Source organism: Termitidicoccus mucosus (assembly GCF_038725785.1).
Classification (GTDB): Bacteria; Verrucomicrobiota; Verrucomicrobiia; order Opitutales; family Opitutaceae; genus Termitidicoccus; species Termitidicoccus mucosus.
Genome location: NZ_CP109796.1, coordinates 3673221 through 3693207 on the forward strand (window position 1 = coordinate 3673221; position 19987 = coordinate 3693207).

The following is a 19987-nucleotide window of genomic DNA, read 5'->3' on the forward strand; positions in this document are numbered from 1 at the left end:
GCCATTCGCTACCGCCCTCGCCTTGAATTGTATCCGCCCCGTTCCATAAAAAAAATCTAAGACACGCGCCGCCCGGCGTCCGCAGCTTGCGCCCGCGCCTCATCGCAGCGCAACCTGCCCGCATTCAGGCCAAACCGATGCGCGTCGCAATCATCAGCCTCTCCGAAAAAGGCCGGCAGGACGGGCCGGCGTTGCGCAATCTGCACGCCGTCTCCACCCCGCGCACCCATGAGCTGGTGGACAACCCCGACGACGCGGAGCTGGTCATCTTCACCGACCTCGCGCCCGATGCGCATTATCGCAGCCTGCGCGCCCATCCGCTGCCGCGGCGGCGTCCGGCGGACTGCTTCACCGTTTACCACTGGCACGAACCCTACGGCCTGTTGCCCGGGCTTTACACCGAGACGCCGCGCCTGCGCATCGGCTCGCGCCGGCATCGCGCGGGCCTCTACTGGCCGGAACGCCACACCAACCCGCTCGTCTCCACGCACCTGCCGCTCCCCGAAAAGGACCGCCCGTGGCTGTTTTCGTTTCTCGGACGCGACAGCCACCCGGTGCGCGCGCGGGTTTTTTCGCTGCCGCCCGGCCATGGCGGCAAACGCGCGCTCATCGAGGACACCGGCCGCTACGACCATTGGAAGACCACCGGCGAGGCGCGGGACGCGGCGCTGCAAAATTACGTGGACTCCGCCCGCGACTCGTATTTCGGCCTCTGCCCGCGCGGGCTGCGCAAGCCGTCCATCCGCCTTTTCGAGATGATGCAACTCGGCGTGTGCCCCGTCGTGCTGGCCGACGGCTACGTGTTTCCGACCGGACCGCGCTGGGAGGATTTCTGCCTCATCATCAAGGAGCGCGACGCGGGCCGCCTCTGGGAAATCCTGACGGGACGCGAGGCCGAGGCCATCGAACGCGGACGGCTGGCGCGCGAGGAGTGGGAACGCTGGTTCGCGGTGGAGCGGCAGTTCAACTACATCGTCGGGCAGCTCGCCGCCATCCGCGCCCGCCCGCGCGCCTGGCCCGAGGGCTGGCTGCGCGGCGCGCGCATGCAGGCGCGTATCTGGACAACGGATACGCTCGCCCGCCTCGACCGGCTGCGCGCGCGTCTGTAGGCTGGCGCCTTGCCGCCGCCGGCAGGCGGATCATCCCATACCCCGGACCAAATGCGATGGATGACCTTGGAGGGTTGTGCCCCGGATGCCTTGTTCCCGTAGAGAAATATCAAATCTATATATAATCCTCTTTTTTGCTGCATCACAATAGGTTCTAGGCATATATTCAAGGTCTCCCCGCAAAAACCCTTGACCCCGCGCCCCCGCGCTACGTCATGCTTTCGCCTTAACGACGACACACAGATGCAACGAAACCAGCGAGGAACCCATGATTTTCCCCGCCGTAGTGTGACCACCCGCCCCGCGCCTGCCGGCGCGGGGTTTGTTTTTGGCCCGGTTTCCTCCCTTTTCATTAATAAACCAAACACCAGCGCCAGCATAACACCATGAGCGACAAACTCACCCACGAATGCGGCATCGCCCTCATCCGCCTGAAAAAACCTCTCTCGCATTATCAGGAGAAATACGGCTCTCCGCTCTGGGGCTTCACCAAGCTCTATCTCCTTATGGAGAAACAGCACAACCGTGGCCAGGACGGCGCCGGCGTCGCCTGCGTGAAACTCGACGTCCCGCCCGGCGAGCCCTTCCTGTTCCGCGAACGCTGCGTCAAAACCAACCCCCTCGACCGCATCTTCAAAACCCTCCAGTCCGACTACGCCAAAAAAACCGCCTCCGGCCTCATCCATCCCGAATTTGCCGACACCGTCCGCAAGCACTTCGACTTCGGCGGCGAACTGCTCATGGGCCACCTCCGCTACGGCACCTCCGGCGGCTACTCCCTCAGTTCCTGCCACCCCTTCTTCCGCCGCAGCCCCTGGCCCACCCGCAACCTCGCCCTTTGCGGGAACTTCAACATGACCAACACCGAGGAGCTCAACAGCAGCCTCATCGCCATGGGCCACCACCCCATCTTCGCGACCGACACCCAGGCGCTCCTCGAAAAAATCGGCTTCTATCTCGACGAGGAGCACGAGGACATCTACCGCTTCCTCCGCTCCCGCGGCCTCACCGGCACCGAGCTTTCCCGGCGCATCTCCGACGACCTCGACCTTGCCCGCGTCCTCACCCGCGCCTCCCAGAACTGGGACGGCGGCTACACCCTCTGCGGCCTCATCGGCAACGGCGACGCCTTTGTCGCGCGCGACCCCGCCGGCATCCGCCCCTGCTGGCGCTACGAGGACGACGAGGTCATCGCCTTCGCCTCCGAGCGCGCCCCGCTCATGACCGTCTTCGACGCCGCCGCCGAGACCACCAGCGAGGTTCCCCCCGGCCACGTCGTCGTCGTCAAGAAAAACGGCGCCGTCTCCTCCGCGCCCTTCACCGCGCCGCTGCCCCGCGCCGCCTGCTCCTTCGAGCGCATCTATTTTTCCCGCGGCAACGACCTCGACATCTACGCCGAGCGCAAGGCCCTCGGCGGCGGCCTCGCCGACCAAGTCATCGCCGCCATCGACCACGACTGGGGCAACACCATCTTCTCCTTCATCCCCAACACCGCCGAAGTCGGCTACTTCGGCCTCCTCCACACCCTGCGCGAACGCCGCCGCGACGAGGTGAAAAAAATCATCCTCGATGCCTCCCGCGCCGGCACCCTCGACGAGGCCATGCTCGACGAGGTCATCCTGCGCAACTGGCCCCGCGGCGAAAAAGTCGTCAGCAAGGACATCAAGCTCCGCACCTTCATCGGCGAGGAGGGCGCGCGCAACCTGCTCGCCAGCCACGTCTATGACATCACCTACGGCACCGTCCGCCCCGGCATCGACAACCTCGTCTGCGTCGATGACTCCATCGTGCGCGGCACCACGCTGCGAAAGTCGATCCTGCGCATGCTCTCGCGCCTCAACCCGAAGAAAATCGTCATCGCCTCGACCGCGCCGCAAATCCGCTACCCCGACTGCTATGGCATCGACATGTCGGAACTCGGCAAATTCATCGCCTTCGAGGCCGCTATCTCCCTCATCAAGGAACGCGGCAAGGAAAGCCTCCTCAACGAGGTTTACCAGCTCTGCCGCCAGGCCGTGGAACGCGGCGAGACGGAGAACCACGTCCGTAAAATCTACGACTCCTTCACCGCGGACGAAATCTCCAAAAAAATCGCCGATCTCGTCCGCCCCCGGCGCAACATCGCCTGGGACGGCCCGTTGGAAATCATCTTCCAAAGCATCGCCAACCTGCATGCCGCGGTGCCGAATCACACCGGCGACTGGTATTTCACCGGCAAATACCCGACGCCCGGCGGCTACCGCGTGGTGAACCAGGCTTATATCAATTACTACGAAAAAGCCGACGGCAGAAGCTACTGACGCGGCGGAAAAGTGGCACAGGCATTCCTGTCTGTGCGGCTTGGCGGCTGAACCGTGGGCGATGCTTGAATTGGAGGGACGGCCTCCGTGCCGTCCGCTTCGACGCAGAAGGACGACGCGGAGGTCGTCCCTCCATCTATAAATGCGGCCTCGGTATTTTTTGATATAGTATTTTCTCTCAACATTGGCCCAAAAGGTAGGGCGAGGCGTCCCCTCCGAACCTCGGCTCAGCCGGAGGCTTCGCCCTACCAGCGCTGCCGCGCCGCCGTTAAATGAAAACACTATATACTCCAATAAAAACCCCGGGGCCATCGCGGCCCCGGGGTTTGTTTTCAGACGAAGGCGGATGAGCCTCGCGATGCCGGGCTACCCGACCCGGACCGCTTCGAAGAACCCAATCCGTTCCAAGTCCGCCTTCAGCGCCGCCTCCTGGGCGGAAGTGATTTGCGACAACGGCTGCCGCACCGGCCCGCAATCCAGCCCGATGAGCTTCATGATCACCTTGTTCGCCGACATCCCGCCGTATTTGCAAAATACCTCGATGAATTGTATCGACTTCAATTGCTCCCTGCGTGCCGCCGCCATGTCCCCCGCCTTGTAGGCTTTGATCACGCGATTGTAGATGGGCGCCGCGTAGTTGTAGGTGCTGCCCACCGCCCCGGTCGCGCCCATCACCAGCGCGGACAATAATATTTCATCGCGGCCGAAAAGCACATCGTAGCCGCCTTCTCCCGCCGCCAGCGCGCTGCTGAAGTCCATGATGTTTTCATGCGTGAACTTGATCCCCCCGAAATTCGGGATGCGCTTCACCGCCAGCGGGGCGAAATCCACCATCGCGAAATTCACCCCGGTCATGGCCGGCATGTGGTAATAATAAAACGGCGTCCCCGGCGCGGCGCTCGCGATGCCCGCGCACCAATCGACCAGTTCCGACACCGAGCCGGGGCGGAAAAAGCACGGCGCAATGGCCGCGACGGCCTCGGCGCCGATCTTTTCGGCATGCGCGGCCAGCGCGCGGGAATCGACCAGGCTGTTGTGGCCGACATGCACGATGAGATTGAGCTTCCCGGCGGTGGCCTTGCGCCACGCCTCGGCCGCAATCATGCGCTCCTCGTTGGACATCGACGAGCCCTCGCCCGTCGTGCCGCAGACAAAGGCCCCGCTCACGCCGGTCGCCGCGTAGTGGTCGGCCAGCCGCGGAATCATCGCCAGGTTCAGGGCCCCATTTGCATCAAATGGAGTAAACGGGGCCGCTACCAGCCCGGTTAAATGGAATTTGTTGTTGTTCATGGATGTTGACGGAAAAATTTGTTTTTAGTCACCGGCAAGGTTTGATTATTAGTGCGTCTATCAAAAAGAAAATTGAAGAAGTCTGTTTTGACACAGAGGGCACAGAGCGCGACCCGCAGAGGGCGCGGAGGCCAAGCCTGAAAAATTCTTTTCTTTCTCTGTGATCTCTGCGTCAGAGCTCTGTGCCCTCTGTGTCAAAACGGACTTCATTTGCGTTTTCGCGTCTTTATATTGGTTATTTTCTCAGGTGCTTTTAATGTCTGTCAGCGGTTTATTATATAAAAGCCTCGGGGAGTTCGGCGCGGGCGGTTGCGCCGATCTTCCTCGCCAGGTCGTCCGGCGCGAACCCGTAGGGCCAGCGCAGCCGCGTCGTGAGCCCCGGCAGCCAGCCCCCCGCCACCGCCGCCGTCTTGTCCGCCGCCATGTTGCTCAAGCCGTGTTGGGTGATCACCGGCGCAATGTTCCCCGCCCAGAACGCCGCGATGCGTTTGCCCAGCGCGGCTCCCGCAACCGGGTCGCTCACGCAGAGTTCATACCAGCGCTGCGCAAACTTCGGGCTCAGGCAGGCCACGTTGGAATACGCCCCGCGCGCGCCGTGCCCGAGGCCGACGTGCAGGAAGTGCCCGGGGATGAAAATCGAAAGCCGCGTCATGAGCGGGCGCATCGCCCCATACCACGCCTCGTCGCCTCCGGGCACCTTCATCCCCGCCACGCCGGCGACGCGGTCCGCGATCTTCGCCCACTCGGCGGGCGTGAGTTTGCGTTTCGCGTGCGGCGGATTATACACGATCAGGGGGATCGGCGCGGCCTCCGCCGCCATCACTTCGAGGAAGCGCAGGATCTCGTCCAGGGTCGGCGGGAACCAGTCCGGCAGCGTGACCTGGAAGGCCGACGGCCGCAATGCCTTCGCGCGGCGGAGCCGTTCCCGCGCGGTCTGCGCGCACGGGTGCGCGGCACCGACCTGGAAGGGCATCCCCGCGGCGTTGCACTTTTCGGCCAGGAGCGCGTTGATTTTGTCGAACTCATCCTCGGTCTGCGCATAAAACTCGCCCGCGCTTCCGTTCGAGTAGATGCCGTTGACCTTGGCGGTTATAAAATAATCCACTTCCGACGACAGCAGCTCGTAATCGATGCTGTCGTCGGGCCGGACGGGCAGGAGCAGCGTGGCCCAGTTTCCGCGGATTTCCTTGGCGGCGAGGGGGTTCATGGGTGTGAGTCTTGTGCGATGGGTTTTATATTATTGCCGCCTCCAGGACACCTTTTCGAGGTGCGCCCCGGAGGAGACCAGTTGGGGGCTCAGGCGGTCTTCATCACCGTGTTGCGCAAGGGCTCGCCCGCCTTGAATTTTTTCAGGTTGCCGATGGCGAGGTCGGCCAGCCGCTCGTGCTCGCGCACCGAGCGTCCGCTGCAATGCGGCGTGAGCAGGCAGTTCGGCGCGGTCCACAGCGGGCTGGCCGGGTTGAGCGGCTCCTCCGTGAACACGTCCAGCCCGGCAAAGCCGAGCCGGCCGTTGCGCAGCGCCTCCACCACGTCGTCGATCACGTAGTGCGCTCCCCGCGCCAGCGCATACAGGCTGGTTCCGGGACGCATCGCCTCAAAGATCTTTTTGTTGAAGCAGCCCGTCGTCTGCGGCGTGAGCGGCAGCGTGATGAACACATGGTCGGCCTTCGACACCGCGAGGGCCAGTTGCTCGAGCGGGTAGATTTCTTTCGCGATGGGGTGGCTCTTCGCGATGTCCACCCCGATCACGGTCATGCCCAGGCCGTGGCACAGGCGCGCCACTTCGCTGCCGATGTTGCCCAAGCCGCACACGCAGGCGGTCTTCTCGAACACCTCGCGGTAGGGGGGCCGGCGCTCGAAGCGCCGGTTCACCGTGTCCACTGCGTGCACGTGCAGGTTGCGCGTGCCCGCCAGCATCATCGCGATGCCGTGCTCGGCCACGGGGATGGACATCGTCCCCGCCGCGTTGCACATCACGAAATGCGGCTTGGTCTCCAGCCCCTTGCCCACGTATTTTTCAAAACCGGTGCTCCCGCACTGGAAATAGGCGATGCTGCTTTCCAGCACCCATTTCGGGTCCGGCCAGCCCAGCGCGATGTCGCTGCGGTTGAGCTCCGCCCGGGCGTCGGCCTCGGGCGTGTTCTGCGGCAGCCAGGCCAGATCCACCTCCAGCTCCGCGCAGGCTTTTTCAAAGCGCGCGCGCGGCGCGGCGTCCGCATAAAAGGCGTCGTGGCTGGCGTATAATTTCAGTTTCTTCGACATAGGTTGGAATAGAGGAAAGGTTTTAATGAACCGCGAAATACGCTAAATTTCGCCAAAAAGGATTGGTTTTTATAACCGCGAAGGATGCGAAGAGAAGGCAATGCATCGGATATTTTTATTCTTCGCGCTCTTCGTGTCCTTCGCGGTTATATTAAAAAAAGGTTTTGGTTTTTGGCGGTTTTTGGCAATTTTCGCGGTTTATATTGATTTGTTATTTCTTGAGCGCGGCGAGGTTCTTCTTCGGATAACCGACCGTGCTGTAGAAGGAGCCGGGGCGGTAGGGATAGCGTTTTTCGACATCCTCGGGGAGCTTCACGCCGAGGCCCGGCTCGGTCGGGGCCGCGATGCCGCCGTTGACGAGCGTGAGCGGCTTGACGAGGAACTCCTCGCGCAGCGGAAACGGATTGTTCGGAAGCTCGAGGATGGTGCAGTTCGGCGAGGCGAATGCGGCGTGATAGTTGCCCATGATGCCGACGCCGCCGGCCCAGGTGTGGACGGCGATTTTAATAAACTTGCGCTCGCACATCTGCGCGATGCGGCGGAAGGCGGAGATGCCGCCGATGATGGCCGCGTCGGGCTGGAAGAGATCGAGCGCGCCGGCCTCGAGGTAGTTTTCCGCCTCGGGGAAGCTGGAGACGGTCTCGCCGCCCGCGATGATGCAGTCCGTCCCGGCGCGGATTTTCGCGAAGCCCTTGTAGTCGGTGACCTCGCAGGGTTCCTCGACGAAGAGAAGGTTGTAGGGTTCGAGCGAACGGACGATGGAGATGGCCTCCTTGTAATTCCATGCCTTCGGGTTCACGCCCTGGCAGGCGTCCACGCCGAGGCCGGTGCCCTTGCCGAGCACCTCGCGCGAGTAGGCGACCTTCTCGACGATCTCGTGCGGCTCCAGGTAGTTGATGCGGATCTTGACCGCTCCGTATCCGAGTTTCTGATATCCGATCAGCTCCTCCTTGAGCTCGGGGAAGGGCTTGTTGTTGCCGCCGCTGGCGTAGGCGGGGATGTGATCGTGCACCTTGCCGCCGAGCAGCTGGTGGACGGGGACGCCGAGCGCCTTGCCCTTGAGATCCCAGAGCGCCATCTCGATGCCGCCCGCAATGCTGGCGGACATGCCGAAACGGCCCCAGTAGTAGATGGCGAGCTTGAGGATATTGGCGATGCCGGCGATATCCGATGGATCGCGGCCGATGAGGTCGATTTCGAGCTGCTTCACGATGGCCTGCGTGGCCTCGGGCGCGAAGACGCCGATGTAGGTCTCGCCGAGACCGTAGAGACCCTCGTCGGTCTCTATTTTAATCACCGAGATGGTGCGGTGGCCGTCGGCGAAGCAAAATTCGCGCTCCAGGTCGCCGGGAATGGCGTAGGGCGCCGAAAGGAGAAGGCATTTTACTGCTGTGATTTTCATGCGGAGGAATTGATTATATAGGCTGACGATAAAAATGCATTTATTCGGCCTTCAGATCGCCGGGCGAGAAGGTCTGGAATGTGATTTTCTTATACAATTCGCCGCCCGCGCCCTTTTCATAAAGGCAGGCGGCGGTTTTCTCATCGACGCGCACGAGGCAGGAATAGGCGGACGGCCCCTTGTGCAGCAGCAACGACCCGGGCCAGGTTTTCCCGTCGTCGGTGCTGGCGCGGACGGTCATTTGCACGCGTTTCTTTTTGCCGGCGGGATTGGAAAACAACAGCAGACCGCCGCCCGGCAGCGCGGCGTCTTCCCAGCGCAGAATGCTGCCCTGGCAGGGCGGATCGGTCTGCTCGGCGACCTGTTGCGGTTTGCCCCAGGTCACGCCGCCGTCGGCGCTGACAGACTGCGTGCGGCAGCCGTGCGGGTAGCCGCTGCGCATGTTCAATATCAATTTCCCGGGCGACCCGAATCCCTCGACCACCTGGGTCTCGCCGACCAGGCCGCGCATGTCCTTGCCGGGCTTCCACGTTTTTCCGTGATCGTCGGAATAAAACACACCGGCGGCGCGCGGATTGCCGTGGCAGATGGGGACCACGAGCCGCCCGGCATGCGGCCCGTTTTTGATTTGTATGCCGATGCCGGGGCCGGTCGCATACCAGCGCCAGTCGGGATGCTTCACGTCCATGGTGAGTTCCTCCATGGGTTCCCACGTGAGGCCGTTATCCTTGGAATGCGTCGCCCAGACGGTGCGCGTGCCGGCGGACTCGCCGTTCGAAATCGCCTCCTGCGTGTCGGCGCCGAGGTTGTGCGACGCGAACAGCCAGACAAATCCGGTCGTCTCATCGAGCACCGGGCAGGGATTGCCGCAGGTGTTGCCGCCGTCGTCCCAGACGAGGATGGCGGGGCCCCAGGTTCTGCCGCCGTCAGTGGAACGCTTGACCAGCAGGTCGATGTCTCCGCGGTCGGACCTGCTTTTCACCCGGCCCTCGCAAAACGCGAGCAGCGAGCCGTCGGCCGCCTTTATAATCGCGGGAATACGATAATACGCATAACCATCACGGCCGCTCGTATAGACATCCGTCTCGAATGCGGACGCCCTGGACAAAAGAAGCGCGAGGACCGCCGCAGCCATGATGATTATCTTTTGCATCGTATTGATGATTATTTTTCCAGCGATCCTGCTACTTCTTGATCGTGCCGAAAGTCAGGCCAGTGGTGTCCTTGCGCGACGGAAAGACGAGGCTGCACACCCAGCCGACGATGAAGCATGTGAGCATGCCTATGGCGGCATAGAGGAAAAAGTGAAGCTGGGTGCAATGCTGCACATAGGCCAATACCGCGATGCTCGCGACGGCGCCGCACAGCGCGCCGACACCGCTGGCGCGTTTTGTAAAGATCCCCAAGGCGAAAAGCCCGGCGAGGCCGCTGGCGGCAAGACCGACCAGGCTGCTATAGGCATCCCAGAGTGAGGCGAGGTTGAGCTTGGCGAGCACGAGCGCGCAGACGGTGGCGAACGCCCCGAGCAGCGCCGTGAGCACGCGCGCCAGGCGAAGCGCGGCGGCGTCCTTCGCCCTGCCGCCAAAGCGTTCGTAAAAGTCGGTCATGATCGCCGTGACCACGCTGTTCAGGCTGCCCGACACCGTGGACTGGGCCGCGGCAAACACGCCGGCAATGACCAGCCCCGCGATGCCGACCGGGAGATTCTGCACAATATACGCGGGGAAAATGGAATCGGTCGCCTGCGACGGGTCCAGCTTGTCCGGATGCGCCTTGTAAAATACGAACAGGGCCGTGCCGATGATAAAAAATAAAATGGTGGAGGGAATCGCAAGGAGGGCGTTGAACCAGATGGAGCGCGCGGCCTTCTTTTCGCTGTCGGTCGTCATATAGCGCTGCACCACGGCCTGGTCGCTGGTGTAGGGGACGAGCTGCGCGAATATGTTGCCTATCAATATAACCCAAAATGCATTGGCCGCCGTGGTCGGGCTCCAGGTGAAATTAAACAGATGGAATTTATTGTTTTCGACCGCGGTGCTCCAGAACCCGGCCAGGCCGCCCTCCGAGCCGAACGCAATCATGATGAAACTGATCAATGCCGCGCCCAGCAGCAGGAACGTCTGCGCGACGTCCGTCCAGATGACGGCCTCCATGCCGCCCATCACGGTATAGACCACGCAGAGCACACCCATGAGGATGATGCAGGTGCTCACGTCCAGGTCGCTCACCGTGGCGAGCGCGATGGACGGAAGCAGGAGCACGATGGCCTGGCGCCCCACCTGGAATAATATAAATGCGGCGCTTCCGTATATGCGCACGGGCAGGCTGAAGCGCTTTTCCAGATATTCATACGCCGAGGTTATGTTCAGACGGCGGAAAAACGGCAGGTAAACGGAAATCAACACCGGCGCGATGAGCAGGATGGGAAGGTTTGCCCAGATGAAGGTCCAGTCGGTCGCGTAGGCTTTGGCGGGAATCGCCATGAAGGTAAGCGAGCTGAGCATCGTCGCGTAAATGGCCATGCCCGCGGCCCACCATGGAATACGTCCGCCGGCCTTGAAGTAGTCGTCGGTGTTTTTGTTGCGGCGCGTGCACACCCAGCCGATGCCCACCATGCCCAGCAAATAGCCGGCGAGGGTGGCGTAGTTGACCCAGCCGAAGGTCGCCTTGGTCTCGATGACCGTCGCCTTCCAGACCTCGGGCGACCGCGTGCCCGGCATGCGTTCGCCGCCGGTGACGACAAAACCGCCGTTCCACGGCACCATCGATGTCGTGACCAGCGAGAAGGGAACCTCGCCCACGCGCGTCCAGGTGTCGGTGATGCTGTGATAGGCGAGCACGTCGCGCGGAAAACCCTTGTGCTGCGTCTGCTGCGCGCCGACGAGATTGCGCTGCAAGCCGTCGTCGCCGCCGAGCACAAACAGATGCGTCTGGCCGACCGGCACCGCGGGCGACGGCGGCGCGACCGACGCGCGCGGCAGGCCGGCGAGCTGTTTCCAGCCAAGCTCGGGATGGAAACTCCAGGCGTCGCGGAGATATTCGCGAACGGGTTTTCCGTCGTCATCGGGGACGAGCTGGGTGCCTCCGAACAGATAAAACGCCGGGCCGGTCGCGGTGACGATCACACCCGCGGCGGCCAGGAAACGCCCGCCGCCCGGGCACGGCGGGAGCTCCTTCCAGCCGGCGGCGGTGTTGTTCAAATCCAGACTGTAAAACACATTCGCGGCCTCGCTCGCATTGGCCTCGGGAACCGTCAGCCCGCCCGCGATATATACAATGCCCCTGATGATCGCGCCCGCCTGGCAGGAGAGCGGCCTGGGCATCTTCGGCAGGGCGGAGAACTTGAATTTGCCGTCCTTCTCGCGGGTGACGAACCACGCGTCGTCGAAGTGCCCGGCGGCGTCGCCGCCGCCAAACATCACAAAGCCGTCCTTCCACGGGAACGACAAGCCGTAGCCGCCCGCGCGCGGGAGCCTGCCGCCCACATGCCATTCCCTGGCGCCGGGCTCGAGGGTGTAAATGGTGTCATACCAGACTTTCGTGCCGCCCTCCCACGGACGCTGGTCGGGGAAGTTGGAGCCGCCCGCGACCACGAGCGCGCCGCCGGCCACGCCGCCGTAGCTGCCGGCAAAGCCTTCCCTGTCGGGGATGGAGGGCAGTTGTTCCCATGTGAGCACCGGCTTCTCCCGCGAAGGCAGGGCGGCCTCCTGCGCGGAGGCCGTCAGGATGGCGGCTCCGAACAAACAACAGAGCGTGAAAATGAGTTTCTTGGGGGATGTCATGAAAATGGATTAAGGGGACGGGGAAAGAATGCCGCACAAGAAACCAAGGGTCTCCCCTCCCCTCAATACCAAGGGGATGGTATAAAAAGTGAACCATATGGGGCGCGCCCAATTGGGAGGAGCGCGGGGTGTCAACCAACCGCTCTCGTTCTCTTACTCGTTCTCTCGAACGGATGAGAAAAAAGAACGAGAACGATTGAGGGGCGAGCCTGGTTCGTTACCTTATTTCCAGCGCCCACACATCGGGGGAGCGATAGCCGGGGAGTCGTTCGCCGTTCACCACGATCCACTTGCCATGCCATTCCACGGTGGGAACCGTGGCGCGGGAAAAGGGCGTCTTGCCCGCGATCTCCCACTTGTCGGCATCCGGCTTGTAGGCAAGCACATCGCGCGGGAAACCGGGATGCGAGGGATGCCCGTTGAGGTGGCTTTTGGTGCCGTCGTCGCCCGTACATACCAGCACGCTTCCATCAGGCGCGACCGGCGCCGGTGTCGCAGCCGCCGCGGCCACGCGCGGCGCCATGTCGGCGACGCGACGCCACACGCCGGCACCGATGTCGTAGGCATGACCATCGGCGAGAAGCGGTTCGCGCTCGGGCCGGCCATTCGCCCCGGACCGCAAAGCCACCCCGCTGAACAGATAAAACTCGCCGCCCTGCCCCGCCCCCTTCTGGCGCCCCGCCGCAACGGCGAGCATGCGCTCGCGCCCGGGCCAGGGCGGAAGCTCACGCCACCCGGTGGCGGTGCGGGTCAAATCGAGCGCCCAGAACGTGTGCATCGCCCGTGTCGAATCCGGCGCCTCGATGCCGCCCGCAAGATAGAACACGTCGCCGACCAGCGCGCCGCTGGAAAACGCGCACGGACGCGGCAGCGCCGGCAGCGTCTCGACCGCGAGTTCGCCGCCGTTCCACTTGAGCTTATACACATCGCGGAAATGCTCGCGCGCATCGCCGCCGCCGGCGCAGATCACGCCGCCGCCATGCGTCACCGAAATACCATAAGCGCACGGCCTCGGCAGGCGCCCGGCCACGCGCCACGCGCCGTCGGGCGAGGGAAGCGCAAAGACCGTGTCATACCAGATTTTCGTGCCGCCCTCCCACGGACGCTTGGCGGGAAAGTTCGCGCCGCCGCCGACCAGCAGCGCGTCATTGCCAATCCCGGCAAAGGGAGATGCGAAACCCTCGGCGTCGGGGACGGAGGGAAGTTGGGTCCAGAGGAGTTGCATAGGTGTGAATGATATACGGGATAATCCCAAGGCAGGGCGGGGCATCCTCGCCGGGCCGCGGATCAACCTGAGGTTTCGCCCTACCGGGACCGCCGCGCAACATCAATTAATAAAATGTGATGCCGCAGGAAAACTCGACGACGCGGCCCGCGCGGGTCCTCCATTGGTATTCGCTGGCGAAAGTCATGATATCGGTTTCGTCGAGAATATTCTTGGCGTTAAGCGCAAGCCGGACTTGCGGGCTTTTGCGGTTTTTCGGCGTGAGCTTGAAATTATAGGTGATGCCGGCGTCCACCTGCCACGTGGCGGGGACCGGCCCCCAAACCGGCTCGTCCCGGCGCGAGGCGTTTAGATTGGTCTCCGCGAGGTTGCGCTCGCCATTATAAATCAACCCCAGCCGGAGAGACATGCCCTTGACGGGAAAATTGTTCCAGCGGGACAACATAGTGAACGAGTGCCTCGGCATCCGGTCCATGCTGGCAATATAGCGTTTGTAGCGGGGATCGTCCTTCGTTTCCGTGAGCGCGTAGCCGCCGAACAAATTCCAGTTGTCGGTGGGGCGCAAATTATAGCCGACCTCGATACCCTCGGTCTTTCGCCCGAGAACGGGGACGAAGAAGCCGGAGTTTTCCGGGTCAGCGGCCGATGTGTTGTTATGCTCGATATGATACCAAGTCACGAGCCCCTGCACGCGGCCGTCCGCGAGGTTTATTTTTAGTCCGATTTCGCGCTGCTGCCCGGTCTCGGGATCGAGAAAGCCGCCGTCAACCGTCGGACGGGCCTGCGCCTGGGGTGAGAAGGAGCGGTTGAGGTTTCCGTATAATGAGAACCGCCCGGCTGAGTCGATATGCCACACGGCCCCGGCATTGTGGGCGACACCGTCGTCCCACCGCTCGATTTTCGTGGCGGCCGGCTGCACCGCGTTGCCGGACACCCAGTCCCAGCGGCCTTGATAATTGCGGGCATAACGCGCGCCGATGTTCACAAAAACCCTGTTCTCCCAGAAGGAAAAAATATCAGTCAAATACACCTCCGTGTTGCGCGTGGTGGTGTCGCGCAGTATGGAGGGAAACAGCACCGGGGTGTTGCGGGCGAACGATTTTTCCCGGTCGAATATGTTAATCGGCATGACCAGATGCGGATTCAGCCCCGCCAGCGTCGGGTCTTCGAGCACCTTGTCAATAGTGAGATCCCGGTAGTCCTTCCCGTCTGGGGTCAGCACGTTTGAAACGGATTGGTTCGGACCGACGATGCCGGTATTGTCATATTTTTGCTGGCCCACGGGAATAATGCCAAGGCTGGGATCGCGATTAAGGTAAGTGGCGTTGGTGATTCCCCCGAAATTATACGACGTGACCTTTTGGTCCATGAACATCCGCTGGTCCATATACGACAGCCCGACCAGCACGCGGTGATACACCGGGCCGGTGTCGAACTTGGCGGAAAGCTCGTTGCGCCACTGGTAATTGTCATAGTCCCGGTCGTCGGACGTGGCGCGACGTGGCAGCAGTGCGGCGTCCTTGAGGATGATCAACCCGCCGGCGTCCGGCGCGGTCTCCGCGTTGGCCTGTTTTTGTTTTTCATACAGGAACTGGGAGCGGAGCTGGAGTCTGTTATTAAAGGCGTGCTGAAAATCGACCATGCCGATATGACGCTGGGTGTCACGCATGTCATCGGGTTCGACAAGATTCATCCGCCGGTTGCCATAAGTAAGATAGGTGCCGCCCTGCACGAGTTCCTTCCGCCCTGTTTCCGGATTCACCGCGACGGTGCCGCCCACAATCATTCCATCGGGGTCGCCGTTCAGGATGGGCGCGCTCCAAAGATTCTGCCGCTGCAGTTTGTTATAAAAATACTCGATATTCAGCTTGGTGGCCCTGGTGGGAGTCCAGGTGAAGGCCGCGCCCGCGCTGGTTTCCTTGCGGAAGGTGCTCCACGGGGATGCAACCGTGCCGTCCTCCCATTCCGCGTTCAGGCGGAGGAGGTATTTTTTCCCGGCGTCCAGCGGGATGTTGGTGTCGAACTCCCCGCGCCACAGGCCGAGCGTCCCGTAGATGGCGCGGGCCGACGACTGGCGCGAGGGACGCGGGCGCTTGGTCTCGCGGTTGACCACGCCGCCAAAGCCGCCGGGACCGAAAATGACGGCGTTGGGCCCCTTGATAATAGTAACGCGTTCTATATTGGCCAACTGTGTGACGCCAATCCCGCCCGTAAGAGGAAATCCATTGAGGAAGACGGTGTTGGCGCTTAGAATGCCGCGCATCATGAAACCCTCGCTGTCACCGGATTTGGCAATCGAGGGATCGTAAATCAGAATGTCGTCGATGTCACGCGCCATGAGGTCGTTGATAAACTCCTCGTTGAGCACGTTCACGTTCATCGGGATGTCCGATATCGGCGTGTCCATGCGCATCACGTCGGCGCTGCTCATCGACTGGTAGCCCACGTCCTTCGAGGTCGTCACCTCGAAGGCGGAAAGTTGGACCACCTCGTCGTCGGGCGCGGTTCCATTATCGGGGGCCGTCGTGCTCTGGCCCCGGGCCAAAGGCGCCGCCGACAGCGCAAGCAGCCAAAGCGCGGCAGGGGTGATGTAGGATTGTATTTTCATAATAAAGGAGGTCGGGTTTCTGTTTTTATTAATGCCGCCCCGCGGCGGCTGTGCGGCAGCCTACCAGTTCCAACGGATGCTGGCGTTTGCCGAGTGGCGGTCGTGGTCCTGGCCGTTCTCGTAATCGTAGGCAAAGGCGAGGGTGGACCTGGCGCCCAACACGAAGCGCAGGCCCAGACCCGCCACGCAGCCGGCCTGCCTGTATTCCCCGGTGGAGCCGATGCGGACTTTGTCACCGAGATTATTGGAAAGCTGCGCGGTGATGACGGCGGGATCGGCCTGCAGCACGGCGCGCCAGCCAAAGAGAAAATCAATCACGGCGGGCAGGTTTCGCCCCAGCGTGAAGCCCTGGGAAACCCGCACGCTCATGAAACTGTCCCAGCGATCCGCGCTAAAATCGTCAACCAGCACCGCGCCCGGACCGTTCTCGCCCTGGTCCTTATAATCGAGGCCCATGTAAGTCACAGAGAAGGCGGGTTTGATCGCGCCGTTTTTCCACGGGTTGATCACGAAACCGATCTCCGCGCCGCCGCCGAGAACGCCCGCATTATAATTTCCCTTCGCATAGCCGGTCTGCTCAAAGCGGGATGTGTCGGCGTCGATTGATCCGGCCATGAGGTCGGCGGCAAAATAGAGCTGCCCGAACTTCACCGCGCCGTAAACACCCGCATAGGGCATCTCGGCCTCGGTTTCGGCATGATTATCGGTCTTTATCGAATTATAATTATAGCCAATATAACCGCCGACAACCAGCCGGCTTGAGATTAATTTGTCATAGCCGGCCATGCCGCCATAAGTGTGACCGGCGAAGCCAACCCGGCCGGGGGCGCTGTCGTAATCGGAAAAGCTGCCGACACCCTTGATCCAGAAATTGCGCCCGGGATCGCCGGGCCGGCGGCCCATAATCGGCATGAGGAAACTCTCGCCGAGGCGCGAATACACCGCGCCCGTCGTGGCGGTCATCGCATCGAAGGCGGCGGCCACGTCCTTGCCGGCGTGGGTGGCGGGATTGACCTTCGTGACGCGCAGGTCGCCGTTGTCGGTGGTGACGCTTATCTCGGCATCACCGGCCTCGAAGAAGGCGTTGCTGGTCACGGACGCGGCGTCAACCAGCCAGATGGAGCCCGAAGGCGCGGCGCCGAGATCGACAATGGAGCCCTCATCGAACGTGAGATCGCCGGAGAGCTTCAATAGCGGGACGCTAGCGGTGGCGTTGCGGAAACTGATTTTGCCGCCGTCATAGACCCGCATGGATTGCGCCAGGGTGTTGGGCTGGCCGATGGTGAGACTGCCGCCGCCCTCGACGGAAACCGCGGATGTCGCGCCACCCAGCGCGCCCGGATGGCCGGCGGTCGCCTTCGCGTGCTGCATGACGCGAAAGGCGCTGAGCGAATTGGCGCCGGCAACGAGCAGCGGGCCCGTGTCGGGACCGTCAATGCCGAAGACCGCCAGCGAACCGCCGGCGATCGCTCCGGACAGGACGGCCCCGGGGGGATTTCCGCCGGACGTCGCATTATAAACGCGGAGCGTGTTGCCGTTGAGGTTTATATTGTTTCCAATGGTGTTCCCCGCCGAAATTCCCAGCAGCGTGCTCGTGCCGGTCACGCCGAGCGCGCCGGTGCCGAGCGACTGGTCGTGGCGCACGAGCAGCGAGCCGCCGCGAAGCTCCGTCGCGCCGTGCGTGTTCGCCGTTTGCAGGATGAGAGCGTGGGCGCCGTCCTTCACGAGCGTGCCCGGGCCGGAGACGGAGCCCGAAAGGGTGACAACGCCGCCGCCGGCGGCAAGCACCGCGCTTTTGCCCGGGTCAATTATTATATTGTTCGTGATCTGCGTGCTGCCGCTGACACGCAAGGTCCCCGTCTCCCTGAACATGACGGCCGCCGCCCCGGTCTGCAACTGGTCGCCGCGCTGGATCTCAATGGCGCCGCCGTGAATATACACGCCGCCGTTGAATACATTGGCCCCGTTGTTGAACACGAGCGCGCCGGAGCCCCGCTTGACAAGCTGCCCGGAGCCGGAGGCCACCACATCCGCCTCGGCGTCCCCGGATGTGTATTTGGACGCCGTGATGCCGCCCGCGCCGGTAAAGGCGATGGAGGAGTCACCATCGACCAGCATGCCGGTGACAAAAACAGGCGAGGCGAGGTCAATCGACCTGGCCGCCGCGTCGGCCTGAAATTCGACCAGGTCTCCCGAGGCGAATTTCACCACGCCGGGATCATTCACCCCCTGCCAGTTGTTGTCGGAATTATTCCACGCGCCGCCGGTCGCCGGGCCGGTCCATTTCATCCTGCTGGCCTGGCTGGTCCAGACGCTCACGAGAAAATCCGAGGCGTCGGATATTAACTTCGCGCCCTGGCGCGCGTCGTCGGAAATCGTGATGTCGCCATTGGCGGCAAACCGGAGCGTGTCCGCGCCGTTTGCGATGAGCGTATTATACAGGGTGATGGCCCCCAGATTATAGGTGCCGCTGGCGAAAGCCTGCATGTTGAGAATGTTGGTGCCGCCGGTCTCGATTATAACGCCGTTGTGGTCGAACCTCGATGAGGTGCCGGAGGCGGAGGCGACATATGAAATGGTCGCGTTGTCCAGCGCGAGGCGCCCGTCGATGGAGAAGGTGCCGGCTTCGGCGTCGGAAACGCCGACCTGGAGCGCGGCGCCGTTGGAAACCATGACATTGGCGGCGCCAGCGGCGTCGGCATTGGCGGCTTTCCCAAGCCCGCCGAAAGCGGCGGCCGTGGCGACCGTGATGGTCGAACTCCCCAGCAGGGCGCCGTCATTGCCGAGAAGCAGGCGGCCGCCGGAAACCTCGGTCGAGCCGCGCCAGTAGGAATTGTCGGCGTTGAGGATCAGGTCGCCGCCGCCGGTTTTTATAATTTTCGCGGCGGTGCCGCCGGCGGTCGCGGCACTGGCGAAGGAATCGGAATTTTTGTCGGAGGCAGCGGGGTCGCCGATGGCGAGGGAGACGCCTGCGTCGATGTCGAAGCGCGCGCCGCCGCCGCCGGCCGCGTAATAAAATCCACCAGCCTCCGCCCTGGCGACGGGCGCGGTGTTGGCGGTGACGGCGGCGGTGGTGACGCCGTCCAATCCAGCGCGGTTGCCGGACCATCGAGAGGCGGTGCCGCCGGCGGCGGTCATTTTGAAAACCAGTTCGCCGCCGATGTGGCCGGCGCGGATGGCGCCGCCGAGGGTGCCGGCCCAGTTGTCCTTGAAAACGACGTTGGTGAACGTGGCGCTGTAAGCGAAGGCGCCGATATCGAGCACGCCGGAGGTGGTCTTGGCGCGGTTGGCCTCGAAGAGGACGTTGTCCAGCGTGAGCCGTCCGGTCGCAGCCTGGATGCCGAAGACGCCGATTTGCGCGTTGAGGGCGTAATTGCCGAGAAACGTGCCGCCTGATATGAGAACCGTGCCGTTTTGCACACGGGACACGCCGGTGTTGCCGTAACTGAAATTATCCTCGAACAGCACGTCGCGCATCGTGATGGCGGCGTCGCCCGCGTTGATTTGAAAAACGCCGGACACACCGGCCGTGCCGGCGCCACCGCTGTTGCCAATAAAATCCGCGCCGGTGACGAGCACGGTGGCGTCGGTCGTGATGCCGAGGATGCTCCCGCCGGCGGAGTTCCTGTAAATGTCCTTGAACACGACCCGCCCGGTGCCGCCCTCGGAGACCGGCCCGATGGCCAGCGTGCCCGTGCCGAGCGACGGAAACAGCGAGCCGCCGGAGCCGGTGCGGAGGATGGTGAGGGTCGCCCCGTCCGCCACTTTTATTTCACGGGTCGTGATGGTCTCGTTGTGCGCGAGCGTGACGGTGGCGCTGGTGGTCACCGGGCTGGCGATTTCGGCGGCGGGCGCGGCGGGAACGGCAAGAAGGAAAACAGGGGCGGATTTGATAATAAACTTAATCATAAAATGGGTTCGGTTTTAATGGCCGCAAAGAGGCGCAAGAGGCACAAAACGGGATGGTGTTTTCCCTGTGCTTTTGTGCTTCTCCGCGGCTATTGTATTG

At 62.7% G+C, this 19987-nt stretch carries 11 protein-coding genes; 2 read left to right on the plus strand and 9 right to left on the minus strand.

Features of this window, described 5'->3' with window-relative positions; all coding sequences use genetic code 11:
* Positions 1-137: 137 nt before the first annotated feature.
* Positions 138-1109 carry an exostosin domain-containing protein gene (locus OH491_RS12810; RefSeq protein ID WP_068770913.1) on the plus strand — a complete coding sequence of 324 codons (972 nt, stop codon included), beginning with the start codon at positions 138-140 and terminating at the stop codon, positions 1107-1109.
* A 386-nt stretch (positions 1110-1495) separates the two neighbouring features.
* Positions 1496-3409: an amidophosphoribosyltransferase gene (locus tag OH491_RS12815; RefSeq protein WP_068770912.1), complete on the plus strand. Its 1914-nt coding sequence runs from the start codon at positions 1496-1498 to the stop codon at positions 3407-3409.
* A gap of 366 nt (positions 3410-3775) precedes the next feature.
* On the opposite strand, the gene OH491_RS12820 is transcribed toward OH491_RS12815, so the two are convergent.
* The 9 genes from OH491_RS12820 to OH491_RS12860 form a co-directional block, all read right to left on the minus strand.
* A complete protein-coding gene (locus OH491_RS12820) occupies positions 3776-4699 on the minus strand; it encodes a dihydrodipicolinate synthase family protein (RefSeq protein ID WP_068770911.1) in 924 nt (307 codons plus the stop codon).
* A 274-nt stretch (positions 4700-4973) separates the two neighbouring features.
* The gene (locus tag OH491_RS12825; RefSeq protein ID WP_068770910.1) at positions 4974-5906 is read right to left on the minus strand and encodes a dihydrodipicolinate synthase family protein; all 933 of its coding nucleotides are present in this window, start codon (positions 5904-5906) and stop codon (positions 4974-4976) included.
* A gap of 89 nt (positions 5907-5995) precedes the next feature.
* The gene (locus tag OH491_RS12830; RefSeq protein WP_068770909.1) at positions 5996-6961 is read right to left on the minus strand and encodes a D-2-hydroxyacid dehydrogenase; all 966 of its coding nucleotides are present in this window, start codon (positions 6959-6961) and stop codon (positions 5996-5998) included.
* A 211-nt stretch (positions 6962-7172) separates the two neighbouring features.
* Positions 7173-8363, minus strand: coding sequence for a mandelate racemase/muconate lactonizing enzyme family protein (locus tag OH491_RS12835; RefSeq protein ID WP_068770908.1), 1191 nt, complete (start codon positions 8361-8363; stop codon positions 7173-7175).
* A 40-nt stretch (positions 8364-8403) separates the two neighbouring features.
* Entirely contained in the window at positions 8404-9498 is a 1095-nt protein-coding gene (locus tag OH491_RS12840) for a sialidase family protein (RefSeq protein ID WP_342751051.1), read from the minus strand.
* Between the two features lie 49 nt (positions 9499-9547).
* Positions 9548-12145: a sodium:solute symporter family transporter gene (locus OH491_RS12845; RefSeq protein ID WP_068770906.1), complete on the minus strand. Its 2598-nt coding sequence runs from the start codon at positions 12143-12145 to the stop codon at positions 9548-9550.
* 217 nt (positions 12146-12362) lie between these two features.
* Positions 12363-13370 carry a hypothetical protein gene (locus OH491_RS12850; RefSeq protein WP_084442278.1) on the minus strand — a complete coding sequence of 336 codons (1008 nt, stop codon included), beginning with the start codon at positions 13368-13370 and terminating at the stop codon, positions 12363-12365.
* Positions 13371-13476: 106 nt separating this feature from the next.
* Entirely contained in the window at positions 13477-15978 is a 2502-nt protein-coding gene (locus tag OH491_RS12855) for a TonB-dependent siderophore receptor (protein WP_068770904.1), read from the minus strand.
* 60 nt (positions 15979-16038) lie between these two features.
* Entirely contained in the window at positions 16039-19887 is a 3849-nt protein-coding gene (locus tag OH491_RS12860; RefSeq protein ID WP_068770903.1) for an autotransporter outer membrane beta-barrel domain-containing protein, read from the minus strand.
* Between the last annotated feature and the right edge of the window lie 100 nt (positions 19888-19987).

Excerpts from the sequence above, each read along its gene's own strand:
- OH491_RS12840 (WP_342751051.1), bottom strand. The coding sequence starts at position 9,498 with ATGGCTGCGGCGGTCCTCGCGCTTCTTTTGTCCAGGGCGTCCGCATTC.
- OH491_RS12820 (WP_068770911.1), bottom strand. The coding sequence starts at position 4,699 with ATGAACAACAACAAATTCCATTTAACCGGGCTGGTAGCGGCCCCGTTT.
- OH491_RS12845 (WP_068770906.1), bottom strand. The coding sequence starts at position 12,145 with ATGACATCCCCCAAGAAACTCATTTTCACGCTCTGTTGTTTGTTCGGA.
- OH491_RS12850 (WP_084442278.1), bottom strand. The coding sequence starts at position 13,370 with ATGCAACTCCTCTGGACCCAACTTCCCTCCGTCCCCGACGCCGAGGGT.
- OH491_RS12855 (WP_068770904.1), bottom strand. The coding sequence starts at position 15,978 with ATGAAAATACAATCCTACATCACCCCTGCCGCGCTTTGGCTGCTTGCG.
- OH491_RS12860 (WP_068770903.1), bottom strand. The coding sequence starts at position 19,887 with ATGATTAAGTTTATTATCAAATCCGCCCCTGTTTTCCTTCTTGCCGTT.
- OH491_RS12830 (WP_068770909.1), bottom strand. The coding sequence starts at position 6,961 with ATGTCGAAGAAACTGAAATTATACGCCAGCCACGACGCCTTTTATGCG.
- OH491_RS12815 (WP_068770912.1), top strand. The coding sequence starts at position 1,496 with ATGAGCGACAAACTCACCCACGAATGCGGCATCGCCCTCATCCGCCTG.
- OH491_RS12825 (WP_068770910.1), bottom strand. The coding sequence starts at position 5,906 with ATGAACCCCCTCGCCGCCAAGGAAATCCGCGGAAACTGGGCCACGCTG.
- OH491_RS12810 (WP_068770913.1), top strand. The coding sequence starts at position 138 with ATGCGCGTCGCAATCATCAGCCTCTCCGAAAAAGGCCGGCAGGACGGG.
- OH491_RS12835 (WP_068770908.1), bottom strand. The coding sequence starts at position 8,363 with ATGAAAATCACAGCAGTAAAATGCCTTCTCCTTTCGGCGCCCTACGCC.